Below are 15,463 nucleotides of genomic sequence, written 5' to 3'. Positions count from 1 at the left end.
GATCTTTTGGCGGTTTCGGAGTTTCAAAAAGATCGCAGCCTGCGGCAGCTCCTACAGACATACCCGATACCTTGTGGGCGCTGGCGTGGTCTGCGATCTTTTGCGATTTCGGAATTGGTTGAGATCAAAAGATCGCAGCCTGTAGGAGCTGCCGTAGGCTGCGATCTTTTGGCGGTTTCGGAGTCGATTAAGATCAAAAGATCGCAGCCTGCGGCAGCTCCTACAGATACATGCGATCTTCCGGGGATCATGGCATCGGCACGACGGTGAAATAAACCCCGTTGGCGCCATAGGACGGTCGCAACCAGGAATTGCCGCACTGGTAATACGTGGTATTGGAGAAGCTTATCAAGCCACAGCCTGGGGGCAGTGAGGCGTACGTCGCGCCCATGGGCATTGTCGGTGGGGCGGAGGCCACCATGCCGGCGTTATAGCTGGCGTTCTGGTCGGCGACCGTCGCTGCTGCTTCACCGACGACCACGCCCGCCGCAGCGGCAGCTGCCGGATTGACGCCCTCGTTATAGCCACAGTTGTAGCAGCCACTGCTGGCAATCACAGCGGTTGGCGGATGGTAGTAAGCGGTCCCGTAAGGCACGGGATGGTAGGCGGTTGTGCCATAAACGGGGGGGCGGTATGCCGTCGTGCCATAGCCATCCGCGTGATAGCCGGCGGCGGTAGCGCCATTTTCACCTTGCGCATGCCAGGCACCTTCGCCACCCGACGCCGTTCCACCTTCCGCGCCCGTGCCGTGCCACGAGCCTTCTCCACCGGACGCCGTGCCGCCGCGATAGCCTGTGCCGCTCCAGCTCCCATCACCTCCGGAAGCCGAGCCGCCGCGATTGGTTTCGCCACTCCAACTGCCGCCACCGCCCGAAGCCGAGCCGTATTCACCCGAATGACTCCATGAGCCCCCTCCTCCGTACGTGCGCCCGAAGCCGGAAGCGTGGGACCAGGCCGCTGCCTGGTTGCAGGTGAGCAGCGCGACAAGCAGGCCGGCGAATTTCAAGGTAGATCTGTTCATGGGTCAGTCTCCTTGTTCAGGGTTTCGCCACGGGTTCTTTTACCCCCTGCGGGGCACGAAGATCGGGCGGTGGGGCAAACTGAATGCGGTGGGCCGTTTCGATGTGGTCAGGCTTGAAAAAATCGGCAGGCATCGCCGACTGGAGCTTCCAGTCACTGAAGTCGACTTGATGCCGGGATCGTGTCGGATCATCGAGAAACACGGCGCGCAACCGGCGTGGCAGCTTGTCCTGCACGCCGATCCACGCCTGCACGAACACGCTGTCGCTGGTGTAGGCGATCACATCGGTGGTGGTATCACCGACCACCGTACTTTGGCCGACGTAGAACGCCACACGCAGGTCCCGGGACAAATCCTTGTAGGGATCGGCGACGATCACGTCGGTAAACGGAAAGTAGATCGCGGCACGCTGGTACGCGGCCTCCAGGGTCGCATCAATGGTAGGCGGCGCGTCCGCCTGGGCCAGCAAGTCGCCTTTACGTTCGAAGGCATAGGCTTTTTTGCCGTCGTAGTAAAACTCGGTGGCCGGACCGTCGCCGGACGTCAACACACGAAGGCGGTCCGGTCGTTGCACGTTGACCAGGTCCACCGTGCCATAGGCCAGGGGCGGCCCTAGCCGGCTGGGCCTCTCGTAGGTCGTGACGGCTTTGAAACTCATGCCCTGAGTGCCCGCGAGCCTGGCACTCATTGCCTTTAGAACCTCCAGCGCCTTGGGTTCCAGTTGCACCGCAAGCGGATCGGCAGAGGGAGTTTGTGCGGCGTACAGCGGTATCGCGAACAGACCTATGGCTAGACCGAAACAGAACAACCGGACAGGCGTTTGGAAGGTAGGCATCGATTGTTCTCCACGGAAACCTGCAGGTCGATCACGCATCGTCAGAGTCATTAGAAAAGCTCAGTTACAGGGTGATTTCCATGCCTTCGGGAAAATAGTTTGAACAAATCCGCTCGGAAACCCGCGCAATGGCTACAGCGCGTCAATCTGCAGGTGAAATCCGGCATCCATGCCGGACTGTCTCTGCAATCTCAGCAACATCCGGACGAATAACCGGCAAGCAAGCGCTCTGCAAACGCGGGCAGGTCCGACTCGGCCAAACGGTTGATGCCGGCTGCACGCTTGCGTCCACCCCCCGTCGGGAACTGTCGGCAGAACGCATCCGCCGTCTGTTCGCTGCCGTCAGGTACGCGAAGGCTGAACGCCCATTCACCATTGGCCTTGGCACTGAGCAGACCGATGGCCAGGTGCGGAGCCTGTGCCGCCAATTGATTGGCCAGCACACCGCTGACCCGTCGCGCCCATGGCTGCGGCGGCAAGCGATAGAGCCGCGCGCCGTTGCCCTCACGCCACGGCACCAGGTCAGCGGCAGCCGCCATGTCGGCGGCATGCCCCTCTTTCAGGGTGATGAAACTCGCACTTTCGCGAATGAAGTCCATTGGATTGCGGTACGGCAACAATTCGCTGGCCAGGGCCAACGGATCGAAATGCAGGTCCTCCAGGCTGTCGCCGTAGGCGTTGTAGTTCAACAACTGACCCAGTTCTTCCAGCGCCACCACCTCATCCGTATTCAACCCGTGTCGTTCGGCCAGCGCACGCGCCGGACCGGCCAGGCCATCACCAAAGGCGGCGACCACCGCCCAGCGGTGCTCTCGCCCCGAGAGGTAGTTGTCCACCAGGATGCTGGTACACACATGGGCCGCCGTATCGATAAATGACTCGAATGCCGGGTGTCGCGGCAGGTCACCCGCATAGTGGTGATCGAAATAGCGCACCCGGGCACCGGCGTCGAGTAAACGCCAGGTATCCTCGCGATTCTGCTCGTGGGCCACGTCCAGCACAGTGACCCGCTCGCCATGAGCGGCCGTGACCCGGCGCAACAGTTCGATATCGCGCTTGACCCCACTGATCAAGCGCACCTCGGGCTCCAGTTCCCCGGCCAGGCGCAATTGCTGCAGTGCACAGAGGCCATCCGCATCGCCATTAAAGGCGCAGTGATCAATCATCTGTCATGTTCCTCAGCACATCATTTCGCCGCCGTTGGCATCCAGTTGCGCGCCATTGATTGCACTGGCGTAGTCCGATGCAAGGAACAGCGCGGCGCGTGCGCACTCGTCATCGGTGCGCATGCGCCCGCCCGGGATCCCGGCACTGAGTTCGGCACGCACCTGTTCTTCACTGACGCCCCGGGCGGTAGCGGTCTGGCGGACCAGGGCCTGAACCGGCTCGCCCCACATCCAGCCGCACGCCAGGCCGTTGACCCGCAGACCATGCACCGCCTGCTCGGTCGCCAGGTAGCGCACTGTCGCGGCCAGTGCGCTTTTCGAGGCGGCATAGGCGGCACCGCCCTGGTAAGGCTTGCGGACCCCCAGGGTATTGATCATGACAATGGCGCCCGCGCCCTGGGTGCGCATGGGCGCCAGCACGGCGCGGCTCATGTTCAACGAGCCCAGCAGATTGACCTCCAGGGCCTCGCGCAATGGGGCGTTGTCGCCCTCCTCCACGGACTGGAAACCACCGTGGGAGAAGGCGCTGTTGATCAGCGCATCGATACGCCCGAAGTGTTCCAGGGTGTTTGCGGCGAAGCGCTGGCAGGCTTCGACATCGGTAATGTCCGTGGGTACACACAACACCTCGCAGGTGTGGGTGAGCGCCAGGATGCGTTGTTGCGCCTCGAGCAGCCGCGCCTTGTCCCGCGCCCCGATGGCAACGGCGCGCGCACCTTCGCGTGCGGCTTCCATGGCCAACTTGATACCCAGCCCCGGGCCGACACCCGAGACCATCACGACCTTGTCTTTCAACAGCATGGGGAGATTCCTCTTGTTGTTATGAGCTGTACGGGTTTCAGGCTTGAATATGCCGGGTTCGATACTCGGCATAGTCTCGTTGCAAAATCTCTTCGCTGAGGCCGAACTGGCCGGGGCTGTAGTGATGAACCGCGCGCTTTTCACGCCCGTTTGCCTGCAGCCATTGCGCCATGGCGGACCGGGTCTGCGGCGTCAACTGGAGGCCGGCAAACTGATAGATCCTTTCGACGACTGCCTGCGGCTCGGCCACGGTGTCTTCGAAGTGCACATCCAGGAAACGCTCCGGGGGCATACGCTCGCGGACGGTCATCGCATGGCGCAGCGCACGTGCCATACGGCGGTTCCACTGCTCTCCCACGGCCTCGGCATCGGCCTTGTCGCTGTAGAGCAACCACAGGGTATGGATAAAGCTGGCCAGCGACGGAATGGTCCTGGCGGGTTCGCGATGGGTGAGGACGACCTGTGCTTTTGGAAATACCTCGAACAGCAGCTCCAGGGTATGCAGGTGCTGCGGGCTTTTGAGCAGCCAGCGACGGCCAGGCTCGATGCCGCGGCGTGCTTGCTGCCATTGCAGGAACTGCAGGGTTCGCTTGAGGTACCGATAGACCTGCGTCTGGTCCTGAGCGTCAAGCCAGGCGGTATAGCTGGGCACATTGACGTAGGAATCCATGGCGCACAGGAACGAGTGTTCCATCAACATGAACTCTTCATCGGGCTGCTCGGCGTCCAGCGGGTGGATGGCCAGCAACTGCGGGAGGAACTCGATCATTCCCGCGACTTCTTCGCGTGCCCGGGCGATGCGCTTGAGTGGCTGCTCCAGTGTTTCACCGGGCAAGGGTGCGGGGTAACGGGTTTCCCACCACAACGCCTTGCTGAACTGCGGGTCCACCGCCAGCGTGCGCTGCAGCAGAGTAGTGCCGGTGCGCGGCAGGCCGACGATCACCAACGGGTCATCGATGGGTTGCTCAAGGATCTCCGGGTGACGCCGCAAGTGATCTTCCATGACCAGGCGGTTGACCAGTTGCCCCAGCAGTTTTTCCCGCAACAGGCCCCGCCCGGCGGGCGACAGGCACGCTTCGTTCTTCAGGGCGTCGGCCAATACTCGCAGGCCCTGGCGAAAATCGCCGGGACCGAAGTCGTCGAGTCCCCCGGAACGGGCGCTGGCTTCGGCCAGCAAGGCATCGAGGGCGAAATCATCGGCGCTCATCGCACAATCTCCTTCAACGCATCGAGCTTGACCACGCGCGTGGTCGGGTGCACGGGATGCTGCGCCCCGACCCAGCGCAAGCACAGGGTGCCGTGGGGATGGCTGGCGGTTTCCAGCCAATTATCAAGGCCCGGATCAACGCCGCAGAGCACCATGCGCAAGCGGCCATCGGCGTCCAGGCGCGCTGAGTGCTTGTTCAGGCAGATGCGGTGGTAGCGGTAGTCCAGCGACTCCATCCAGTAGTTGTTGATCTGCACATTCCAGAAGTCGCAGTCAGGCACCTGATCGACCTCGATCAGCAAGGCCTCGTCCTCGGCCAGGGCCCAGTAGGAGTGGTAATAGAAAATGTTCGGGTCGCCCCCCACGGACTGGCACAGCGCCTGGTCGGCGGCTGGCAGTTGATTGGGATGGGCCTGGTAACCCTGGGCCCAATCGGCAAACAATCGGGCGGTGTTCTCGACGAAACTGCCCACCCGCTGCAGGCTTTGCTGCAAGCGTGGCGCCGTCAGCGGTTCAGGTGCCTGCCCGGCATTCAGGCGCTCTATTCGCAGTTGGGCCGGTTGCTCACTGCTACGGTCAAGAAACGTCTGGCGCACGATCAGGGCATTGCTCTGCGGCTCCAGCCGCAGCCAGTTGCCTTCAGCCGGCTGATGCTGGCTGAGGATGATGTCGAAGTTGCCCTCGGCATCCAGCGCCAGTGACCCGGCATCGAGGAAACCGGTCTGGGTCATCTTGCCATCCGTCTCATACCCCCCCTTCTGGGAGCCGAAGCTGAGGTAGGCCACGCTGCCGCGGTGACCGCTGACCCGGTACTCATGCTCGCCGTTCAGGCGCGCATAGCTGTACAGGTTATCCGGGTTGTCGGCGCCGATTTTCGCGGTTTCATGGGACGGGGTGATGAAGCCCGGAAAGTCCGGGTCAGCGAACTCCAGATGCATTTCCAGGGCAATGCGCAGTAACCGGGTGAGATAACGAAAGCCTTCGGCACGGGTCTGCACATCGGCCGGCGCTTCGCGGCGCAGTATCTGCTCGCCGCTGCGGCGCAATTGCTCGCAAAAGAGGTTCCAGCTCTCACCGCTGAGCACCTCCTGATCGATCCTGTCTGTAACCATGTCTGTAACCATGCCGCTCTCCTCTGCCGGCGGACATCCCGCCGCTGCCAGTGACCTTAGGGAGTTCCCGCTTGCCGGTTCTTCGTCCGAGCGGACTAAGCGCCCGCCTAGTCCGCATGGACGAGGAGCCGGGCATCCCGAGCGGGGAGGATCGCGCCTGAGCCCATGGCTTACTCCCGTCGCGATGCGTGGCGCGGAGTCACTCTCAGAGGAGTCACCCATGACCGCAGAGAAAAACCTGGTTCGTTCCGTCATCGTGGACATCGCCGCGCCAGCTGAACGGGTCTGGTCGGTACTGATCGACCTGGCGCGTTATCCGCAGTGGAACCCCTATACCGTCAAGGTCGAGTCGAGCCTGGTACTTGGGGAGCCGGTCAACCTGTTCCTGCCCCATCCGGGGCAACCGGGTGAGTTGCTGCACGTGATCGAATACCTGGCGGACTTCGAGCCCCACCGATTGCTCGCCTGGGAGATGTATGCCACTGCCGACAATCCGGACGCTGCCCGCCGCGAACAGCACATCGAGCGCACCGGTCCGGCCAGTTGCCGCTACCACACCACCGACCAGTTCCTCGGCGCGACCGCCGACCAGGTCATGGCCAATCATGGTCCCTGGGTGCAACAGGGCTTCGATGCCGTAGCCCGCGCCCTCAAGGTGCGTGCCGAGACGTTGTACGCGTCCGTCGCGTGACCTTCAGCCGCTGTCGCGTTCTTCGTCCGAGCAGACGAAGAAGCGCCGGCGGCGCTTTACCTACCTTGGAGGTCCGCCGGAGCCAAACCCGGCAGAAATCGAGGAGGTATCCGATGTTGACTCATCTGCAATGGCTGGAAGCGGAAAGCATCCAGATCATCCGCGAAGTGGTCGCCGAGTGTGAAAACCCGGTGATGCTCTATTCCATCGGCAAGGACAGCGCCGTGATGCTGCACCTGGCGATGAAGGCGTTTGCCCCGGGCAAACCGCCCTTCCCCTTGCTGCACGTGGACACCACCTGGAAGTTTCGCGAAATGATCACGTTCCGCGACCAGACGGCATCGCGCCTGGGGCTGGAACTGCTGGTGCACGTCAATCCCGAGGGCGTGGAAAAGGCCATCGATCCTTTTACCCACGGCTCGGCCCTGCACACCGACGTGTGGAAGACCCAAGGACTGAAGCAGGCCCTGGATCACTATGGTTTCGACGCCGCTTTCGGCGGTGCCCGCCGTGATGAAGAGAAGTCGCGGGCCAAGGAACGGATGTTCTCGCTGCGCTCCGAGCAGCATCGCTGGGACCCGAAACAGCAGCGCCCCGAGCTCTGGCGCTTGTACAACACACGCAAACGCAAGGGCGAAAGCCTGCGGGTATTCCCGTTGTCGAACTGGACCGAGCTGGATATCTGGCAATACATCTACCTCGAACAGATCCCCATCGTGCCGCTGTATTTCGCCAAGGAGCGCCCTGTGGTTCAGCGTGACGGCACGCTGATCATGGTCGACGACGAGCGCCTGCCGCTGCGACCGGGAGAAACGCCGCAAATGCGCAAGGTGCGTTTCCGCACGCTTGGCTGCTACCCGCTGACCGGCGCCATCGACAGCGATGCCGACAACCTGCCGGCGATCATCAGCGAAATGCTGGTCAGCCGTACTTCGGAACGCCAGGGTCGACTGATCGACAGCGATTCGGCCGGTTCCATGGAGAAAAAGAAGCAAGAGGGGTATTTCTGATGAGCGCGCTGAACGACACCTTCAATGGCGACCTGACGCCCTATCTGGAACAGCAACAGAACAAGCAACTGCTGCGTTTCATCACCTGTGGCAGCGTCGACGATGGCAAAAGCACCCTGATCGGCCGCCTGCTTTACGAGTCCAAGGTCCTGTTCGAGGACCAGCTTGGCCAACTCGAAGCCGACTCGAAAAAACTCGGCACCCAGGGCGACGAACTGGACTTCGCCCTGTTGGTCGACGGTTTGAGCGCCGAGCGCGAGCAAGGCATCACCATCGATGTCGCCTATCGGTTCTTCGCCACCGACAAGCGCAAATTCATCGTCGCCGACACCCCCGGCCACGAGCAATACACCCGCAACATGGTCACTGGCGCCTCGACCGCCGACCTCGCGGTGATCCTCATCGATGCCCGTCAGGGCATCCTCACCCAAACCCGCCGGCACAGTTACCTGGTGTCCCTGCTGGGCATCCGCAAGGTCGTGGTGGCCATCAACAAACTGGACCTGGTGGACTATTCCCAAGCAGTGTTCGAACGCATCGAAGCCGATTATCGTGCGTTCGCCTCGCAGATTGGCCTGCACGACATCCAGTGCATCCCGCTCTCCGCGCTACGCGGCGACAACATGCTGGAAGCCAGCCCGAACACCCCCTGGTACCAGGGGCCGACCCTGCTCCAGCATCTGGAAAACGTCCCTCTTGAGCAGGCTCGACAGGTCGAGGCCGCGTTCCGCCTGCCCGTGCAATGGGTGAACCGTCCGAACCTCGATTTTCGTGGCTACTGCGGCAACGTCGCCGCGGGCAGCGTCAGCGTGGGGGATCGCATCCGGGTGCTTCCGTCGGGTCATCAGAGCGAGATCACCGGGATCTTCGGCAGCGCCGGGGAACAGCAGCAGGCCCTGTGCGGCCAGGCTGTCACGCTGACGCTCAAGGACGAAATCGATATCAGCCGCGGCGACATGATTGTCCTGGCCGATGCGCCGGCGGCCGTTGCCGACCAGTTCGAGGCGACGCTGGTGTGGATGGATGAAGAGCCGATGTTGCCCGGGCGTCCTTACCTGATGAAGATCGGCTGCCGGACCGTCAGCATGAGCTGCGCCAGCCTCAAGCACCGGGTTGATGTGAACAGCCTGGAACACCTGGCGGCCAAAACCCTGGAGCTGAACGGTATCGGTGTGTGCAACTTGCACCTGGACCGGCCGATCGCCTTCGATGCCTATGCCGACAACCGCGATACGGGCGGATTCATCATTATCGACCGCCTGAGCAACCGGACGGTCGGCGCCGGCATGCTGCACTTCGCCTTGCGCCGCGCACAGAACGTGCACTGGCAGGCCGTCGACGTGAACCGCGAGGCACATGCGGCGCTCAAGGGGCAGTCGCCGCGAATCCTGTGGTTCACCGGGCTGTCCGGCGCGGGCAAGTCGACCATCGCCAACCTGGTAGAGCGCAAGCTGCATACCCTCGGCCGGCACACTTACCTGCTCGATGGCGACAATGTCCGCCATGGCCTGAATCGCGACCTGGGCTTCACCGAAGCCGACCGGGTGGAGAATATCCGCCGGGTCTCGGAAGTGGCGAAGCTGATGCTCGATGCCGGTCTGATCACCCTGGTGTCGTTCATCTCGCCGTTCCGTGCCGAGCGCGAGATGGCACGCCGCCTGGCGGGAGACGGTAATTTCCTGGAAATTTTCGTCGATGCGCCACTGGCCCTGGCCGAACAGCGCGACCCCAAGGGCCTGTACCAGAAAGCCCGGCGCGGCGAGTTGAAAAACTTCACCGGGATCGACTCGCCTTATGAGCCGCCGGTAACGCCGGACATCCATATCGATACCCGCAACGAGTCGGCCGAAACCGCCGCCGAACGTATCGTCGAGGCACTGCTGGCACTGTAAAAGCCCATGAGCTCAGCGCTATGCCGGCAACAACCGGTGTAGCGCTGCCTATCACATGGCCCGACAACCCGCCTAAGCCAAACGGACGATTTTCCCGCCATGGGCGCGATCAATACTCGAACGACAACAACAAGCAGCAGCGAGGCGCATCCATGACCCTCTCTCTTCCGGTCTGCACGGACCTGCAGCCCGATACCGAAATCCCGTCTGCAGAACTCAGCCGCTTGCTTGCGCTGGTCTATCAAGGCCCCCTTGAATCCACACCCTGGTCCGGCCTGCTGGAAACCTTGCGTCAGCGTTTCGACGCCAGCTTCTTCACCCTGGTGCTACGCAACCCCGACCATGAACGGCCGGGATTGATCGTCAATGCATCGATTCATGGTCCCCTGTTGCCAGGCGAGCCGTTCTACAGCGAACAGTACTACGCCATCTGCCCCTTCATCGACTGGCCTGTCGAGCAGGTGGCCAGTGCCGATCAGGTACTGGGCACCGATGTCTGGCTGGCCCACGACTTCTACCGCAACTATCTGCAACCCCTGGATCTGCGCCACGTCCTGGTCGCCAACATGCGCACGCCCACGGGTATGCACTGCGCCTTGTTCGCCTGCCGCAACCACGCCAGCCGCGACTTCGATGCGACGGAGATTGCCCTGATTCGCCTGCTCCTGCCGCACCTGCAACAAGCGGTGGACCTGCACTCGGCCGTAGAGCAACTGGACTCCGAACGCCAACTCTATGCCGCGACCATCGACCGACTGATGGTGGGCACGGCGATCCTCGACGAAGACGGCAGAATGATGCGTTGCAACCGTGCCGCCCAGCGACTGTTCGACAGCCGTGACGGCCTGGAATGCCGACACGACAAGCTCTGTGCCTTCACCAGCCAGCAGAACCGCAATGTCCAGCAAGCCATCCAGGCCGTATTGAAACAACGCCAGCGTGGTCTCGATGACATCGAAGTGTTGACCCTGACCCGGCCAAGCGGCGAGATGCCACTCAATCTACTGCTGCGCCCCATCCCCGTGAGCTATCAATCGCGCAACGGCGCACGCCGGCCCGCCGTAGCAGTGTTCATCCGCGACCCGGCGGACTCACCGCAGGCGTCGCGCAACCTGTTGCGCAGCCTGTTCCAGCTGACGCCGACCGAAACCGAAGTGGCCATGCTCGTCATGGACGGGCAAACCCTCGATGAAACAGCCCTGGCCCTCGGAGTTTCGCGCAACACGGTGCGTGCCCATTTGCGCGGAGTGTTCGCCAAGACCGGCGCCACCCGCCAGGCTCAATTGGTCAAGACATTGCTCAACAGTGTGGCGTCGCTTGGCTAGTTCAAAGACTGTAGATCCGTATTTACTGCGTACACTCTGCAGAAAGCCACGTGCGCAGATCACGGGCCACGCATGACGCGGCTGTGTATCACACTGTGTCAACGCGACGTCCCGATACACAGTCTTTCATCCAGCCGGCAATTGGACACAGGCCGGATACGTTGCCGCGTTTCAATGCAAGCAAGGTTTGCAGGGGCTCAGACCGACCCCTGACCCATGGCTGGTAAAGGAGACATCCCATGAAGATGGCACTGCGCAACAGCAACACCGGCAAGACTCGCCGCCACCTGGTCGGCCCGTCGATCCTCGCACTCAGCCTGTTCGGTGTGCTCGGCGCAGCCCATGGGCAAACGGCCGCCAGCGTGCAGCCGGCTGCGCCCCCTGCCCAAGCCACCCAGGCGGCACCCTCGCCGTTCGGCCCGCTCAAGCATGTCAACGCCGGGCTGCTGGACGTCGCGTACGCCGAAACCGGCCCGGCCAACGGACCGGTGGTGATCCTGCTGCACGGCTGGCCGTACGACATTCACAGCTATGACGAGGTCGCGCCGCTGCTCGCCGCCAAGGGCTATCGGGTGTTGATGCCCTATGCGCGCGGCTATGGCGATACGCATTTCCTCTCCGACAAGACCCTGCGCAATGGCCAGCCGGCTGCGCTGGCCAGTGATGTCATCGACTTCATGGATGCGCTGAAGATCAAGCAAGCGGTGCTCGGTGGTTATGACTGGGGTGCGCGTTCGGCCGACATTGTCTCGGCGCTGTGGCCGGAGCGGGTCAAGGCGCTGGTCTCGGTCAGCGGTTATCTGATCGGCAACCAGGCGGCCGGCAAGAACCCGCTGCCCCCCAAGGCGGAACTGCAGTGGTGGTATCAGTTCTACTTCGCCACCGACCGCGGTCGCGCCGGTTACGCGAAAAACACCCACGACTTCGCCAAGTTGATCTGGCAACTGGCTTCGCCGAAATGGGCGTTCGATGACGCTACCTTCGACCGCAGCGCCAAGGCGCTGGACAACCCGGACCATGTCGACATCACGGTGTTCAACTATCGCTGGCGCCTGGGCCTGGTCCAGGGTGAAAGCCGCTACGAAGCGCTGGAGCAGAAACTGGCCACGGCGCCGTCCATCAGCGTGCCGACCATTGCCCTTGAAGGCGATGCCAACGGCGCACCGCACCCGGCCCCCGAAGACTATGCCAAGCGCTTCACCGGCAAATACGAGTTCCGGCTGATCAACGGCGGCATCGGCCACAACCTGCCGCAGGAAGACCCGCAGGCGTTCGCCAAGGCTGTGATCGATGCGGATCATCTTTGAGGGCGATCTGACATGGCACACAAAAACCCTGTGGGAGCGAGCTTGCTCGCGATGGTCTCGAGTGCGCCGCGTTGAACCAGTAAACAAGCGTTATCGTTAACGACCATCGCGAGCAAGCTCGCTCCTACACTAGACCTGCTCGATACCGCACCAATAGTATGATAGGTTGCACGCAATCGACCATCTCGTGGAGGCCCGATCATGGGAACCGTACGAAAAACCATCACCGTGACTGACCAGCAAGACCACTGGATCAAAGCGCAGATAGAAGCGGGCCATTACACCAACGACAGCGAATATATTCGCGATCTGATCCGTCGTGAACAGGAGCGCAGCGCTGAACTCGAAACGATTCGTGCCGCCCTTCGGGAAGGTGAAGCCAGCGGAAAACCCCGCCCATTCGATCCAGTTGCATTCAAACAGAGAATGTTGACCGCGCATGGCTGAGTATCGTCTAACGCCTGCCGCAGAGGGCGACCTCGAGGCAATCTGGAGTTATACGGCTCGCCAGTGGGGCCTGGATCAGGCCAATCGCTACATTGACATCCTTACCTCAGCATTTGCGCAATTGGCCGAGCACCCGAAAAAAGCGCCGGCCTGCGACACTATCCGTCCTGGTTATCGGCGCTGCAGTGTGGAGCGGCACATGATCTATTTTCGAATCACTGCGTACGGAATTGCGATCATCAGGGTCCTTCATGATCGGATGGAAGCGCAGCGCAATCTCTAACTCTCCATTTCGCACCCCGTGTAAGAACTGGACGAATGTATTGCTTCGACCAACCGCCATCGCGAGCAAGCTCGCTCCTACAGAGTCAGCAAGCCTGGGGTTGTTTGGCGGAAGGCAGCCGGAGTCGAACCTGCCCGGGAACGGATGCCGTCCCCAACCGGGTTTGAAGCCCGGCCGCGCCACCGGGCGCGATTGCCTTCCTTGAATTCCTGCCCCTGAATCAGGGCTCATTGCGCTGGGCCAACGCGTTGTCCGGACGAACCTGGCGACGATCGCCAAAACGCCGGGTCAGGCCGATGCGGTCGAAGTACTCCAGTATCTGGATACTGCGCTTGCGCCCCAGGCCCACCGCATCACGAAACGCCGCCACCTGGATCACCGGGTTGGCGTCCGCCAGTTGCAACAGCATAGCCGCCAATCGGCGAATCATGCTGTCGGTATAAAACAGGTCGCGCACCACTTGATGCATCAGGCCCAGGCGCGCCATTTTGCGCAGCAACCCGCGCACGGCCGCTTCCTCATGCCCCAGGTCGCGCACCCACGGCGGGTCGAATGCAGCCTGCTCGAACAGCGGTTGCAATTGCAGCCACAGGGCTTCGTCCTCTTCGCTCAAGCGCACCTGATGCCCGGGCAGGTGCAACCACGGGCCACTGCTGGCGATGTCGCCGCTGGTCAGCAACTCGTCGAGCAGGCTGATGAATGTCCCGCGTTCTTGAGTGCTGCCGGCAAATCGGCGCAAGCGATCCCGGTCCGGCCCCATCTGGTCCGGTTCGAGTTGATGAAAGCGTGCGAGGTGTTCCAGCACGGCGGCCTTCAAGGCCTGCCAACGGCTGGCACTGAACAGCAACGCGCCCTGGCGGGTGTCGATCAAGCGCACGTCAGCGGGCAACACCCAACGGCTGCGCGGTCGGTTGAACTGCCGCTCCAGGCGCTGCGGATCGAGCCCGGTGTCGCTGTGGGCCAGCAATGCCAGCAAAACATCCTCCAGCGTCGTGCTGCTCGCCAGGGCCACCAACTGCGCCAAGCGTTCGGGGCTGCGACGTTGCCGGGTCGGTGCAAACGGATCGAGTACCCGACCGCCCCCCAAGGTACGTTGAGCACTCTGGTCGCGCAGGATCAGCCGATCGCCTTTCACCGCGTGCACCGGCGCATTGAGCAGCAGTTGTGCAAACATCCGCCCACCGGGCGCCAGGCTGGCGCCTTCGAGCAAGGCGACTCTGCCGGTGACGTCCTGGGTGCCGAGGTGCAGGTGCACCGGTTGAAAGTGTTCGAAGGCCCGGGATTCGCCGGCAAGCAACTGCATGTCGATGTCCAGGCGCTGGGTCGGCGCGTACAAGCCGTCGGCCAGCAACCAGTGACCGCGATGGATGTGCTCCAGCGCCAGCCGCTCGGCACTCAGGTTCAACGCCACGCGCTGGCCGGCACAGGCGCTGTCGGCGGCCTGGTTTTGCGCGTGCAGGCCGCGAATGCGCACCGGTTTGCCTTGTGGCCCCAGCAGCAAGGTATCGCCCACCGCGACCTGGCCGGACAGCGCCGTACCGGTCACCACGATACCGGCCCCGGCCACGCTGAAGGCCCGATCGATCGCCAGGCGAAAACCGCCTTCCGTATTGCGCTGCGACACTTCACGCTGGGCATCGAGCAACGCCTTGCGCAAGGTTTCGATGCCCTCACCGGTCACGCTCGACAGTGCAATCAGCGGTGCATTGGCATAGGGTCCGGGTGCCAGCAAGGTACGGATCTGCTCACGCACGTCTTGCACCCGGGCGCTGTCGACCCGATCGCACTTGCTGATCGCCACCAGCGCCCGCGGGATGCCGAGCAACTCGACGATCGCCAGGTGCTCGCGGGTCTGCGGCATCACCCCGTCATCGGCGGCCACCACCAGCAACACCAGGTCGATGCCCTGCGCCCCGGCCAGCATGTTGTGGGTGAAACGTTCATGGCCGGGAACGTCGATGAAACCGGTCAGTGGCGCCTCCGGCTCCAGCGCGGCATACAGGTAGCCGAGGTCGATGGTCATGCCGCGTTCACGCTCCTCCCGGCGCCGGTCGCCCGCCTGGCCCGTCAGCGCCTGGAGCAGCGCCGTCTTGCCATGGTCGATGTGTCCTGCGGTGCCGACAATCACCCTGCCCGGCCCTCCACGTGCAATTGATCGAGCTGCGTCAGCCAGGCCGGTTCGTCGTCCAGTTGCCGCAGGTCCAGCCACAGGGCGTCATCGTCAATGCGCCCGAGCACCGCAATCGGCAAGGCGCGAAAGGCCTCCTCCAGATTCAGCAAGGATCGCCCGCGCAAACGCTTCGAGGTGAGTGGGCGAATACACAGCGCCGCGCTGGCCAGTCGCGCCACCGGCTGGCTGCCGCTGC

Annotated in this window: 14 protein-coding genes, 1 tRNA gene and 1 pseudogene; 7 read left to right on the top strand and 9 right to left on the bottom strand. The window is 62.7% G+C overall.

The window, feature by feature from the left end:
* Positions 1-247: 247 nt before the first annotated feature.
* From PMI26_RS00230 to PMI26_RS00255, 6 genes are all read right to left on the bottom strand, one after another.
* Positions 248-1,021, bottom strand: a complete 774-nt coding sequence (locus PMI26_RS00230) for a hypothetical protein (protein ID WP_007980960.1) — start codon at positions 1,019-1,021, stop codon at positions 248-250.
* A 16-nt stretch (positions 1,022-1,037) separates the two neighbouring features.
* Positions 1,038-1,856: a DUF2092 domain-containing protein gene (locus PMI26_RS00235; protein ID WP_007980958.1), complete on the bottom strand. Its 819-nt coding sequence runs from the start codon at positions 1,854-1,856 to the stop codon at positions 1,038-1,040.
* A 191-nt stretch (positions 1,857-2,047) separates the two neighbouring features.
* Positions 2,048-3,022, bottom strand: a complete 975-nt coding sequence (locus PMI26_RS00240; protein WP_007980956.1) for a hypothetical protein — start codon at positions 3,020-3,022, stop codon at positions 2,048-2,050.
* A 12-nt stretch (positions 3,023-3,034) separates the two neighbouring features.
* Entirely contained in the window at positions 3,035-3,823 is a 789-nt protein-coding gene (locus PMI26_RS00245; RefSeq protein WP_007980954.1) for an SDR family oxidoreductase, read from the bottom strand.
* A gap of 37 nt (positions 3,824-3,860) precedes the next feature.
* A complete protein-coding gene (locus PMI26_RS00250; protein ID WP_007980952.1) occupies positions 3,861-5,030 on the bottom strand; it encodes a sulfotransferase family protein in 1,170 nt (389 codons plus the stop codon).
* The gene (locus PMI26_RS00255; protein ID WP_007980951.1) at positions 5,027-6,154 is read right to left on the bottom strand and encodes a DUF1214 domain-containing protein; all 1,128 of its coding nucleotides are present in this window, start codon (positions 6,152-6,154) and stop codon (positions 5,027-5,029) included. The genes PMI26_RS00250 and PMI26_RS00255 overlap by 4 nt, the downstream gene beginning before the upstream one ends.
* 208 nt (positions 6,155-6,362) lie before the next feature.
* Here PMI26_RS00255 and PMI26_RS00260 point away from each other — a divergent pair, with 208 nt between their 5' ends.
* From PMI26_RS00260 to PMI26_RS00290, 7 genes are all read left to right on the top strand, one after another.
* Positions 6,363-6,833 carry an SRPBCC domain-containing protein gene (locus tag PMI26_RS00260; RefSeq protein ID WP_007980949.1) on the top strand — a complete coding sequence of 157 codons (471 nt, stop codon included), beginning with the start codon at positions 6,363-6,365 and terminating at the stop codon, positions 6,831-6,833.
* A gap of 65 nt (positions 6,834-6,898) precedes the next feature.
* The gene (gene cysD, locus PMI26_RS00265) at positions 6,899-7,843 is read left to right on the top strand and encodes a sulfate adenylyltransferase subunit CysD (RefSeq protein ID WP_167399487.1); all 945 of its coding nucleotides are present in this window, start codon (positions 6,899-6,901) and stop codon (positions 7,841-7,843) included.
* Positions 7,843-9,735 (top strand): sulfate adenylyltransferase subunit CysN, encoded by a 1,893-nt coding sequence (gene cysN / locus PMI26_RS00270; protein ID WP_007980946.1) that lies wholly within the window; start codon positions 7,843-7,845, stop codon positions 9,733-9,735. The genes cysD and cysN overlap by 1 nt, the downstream gene beginning before the upstream one ends.
* Positions 9,736-9,887: 152 nt before the next feature.
* Positions 9,888-11,060 carry a helix-turn-helix transcriptional regulator gene (locus PMI26_RS00275; protein ID WP_007980944.1) on the top strand — a complete coding sequence of 391 codons (1,173 nt, stop codon included), beginning with the start codon at positions 9,888-9,890 and terminating at the stop codon, positions 11,058-11,060.
* Between the two features lie 239 nt (positions 11,061-11,299).
* Complete coding sequence (locus tag PMI26_RS00280) at positions 11,300-12,367, top strand: alpha/beta fold hydrolase (protein WP_007980942.1); 1,068 nt, start codon at positions 11,300-11,302, stop codon at positions 12,365-12,367.
* A 201-nt stretch (positions 12,368-12,568) separates the two neighbouring features.
* Positions 12,569-12,814 (top strand): type II toxin-antitoxin system ParD family antitoxin, encoded by a 246-nt coding sequence (locus PMI26_RS00285; RefSeq protein ID WP_007980940.1) that lies wholly within the window; start codon positions 12,569-12,571, stop codon positions 12,812-12,814.
* Positions 12,807-13,097: a type II toxin-antitoxin system RelE/ParE family toxin gene (locus PMI26_RS00290; RefSeq protein ID WP_007980938.1), complete on the top strand. Its 291-nt coding sequence runs from the start codon at positions 12,807-12,809 to the stop codon at positions 13,095-13,097. Before PMI26_RS00285 ends, PMI26_RS00290 begins: the two co-directional genes overlap by 8 nt.
* 105 nt (positions 13,098-13,202) lie before the next feature.
* Here the strand turns inward: PMI26_RS00290 and PMI26_RS0130035 are convergent.
* The 3 genes and pseudogenes from PMI26_RS0130035 to PMI26_RS00300 form a co-directional block, all read right to left on the bottom strand.
* Positions 13,203-13,298 (bottom strand) — tRNA-Sec (locus PMI26_RS0130035).
* A 19-nt stretch (positions 13,299-13,317) separates the two neighbouring features.
* A complete protein-coding gene (gene selB, locus PMI26_RS00295) occupies positions 13,318-15,225 on the bottom strand; it encodes a selenocysteine-specific translation elongation factor (protein WP_007980935.1) in 1,908 nt (635 codons plus the stop codon).
* A pseudogene (locus PMI26_RS00300) lies at positions 15,222-15,463 on the bottom strand (L-seryl-tRNA(Sec) selenium transferase); the annotation flags it as partial. The gene selB and the pseudogene PMI26_RS00300, both read right to left, overlap by 4 nt.

The organism is Pseudomonas sp. GM33, assembly GCF_000282295.1.
Classification (GTDB): domain Bacteria; phylum Pseudomonadota; class Gammaproteobacteria; order Pseudomonadales; family Pseudomonadaceae; genus Aquipseudomonas; species Aquipseudomonas laurylsulfatiphila.
This window is presented reverse-complemented; position numbering and strand designations above follow the sequence as displayed.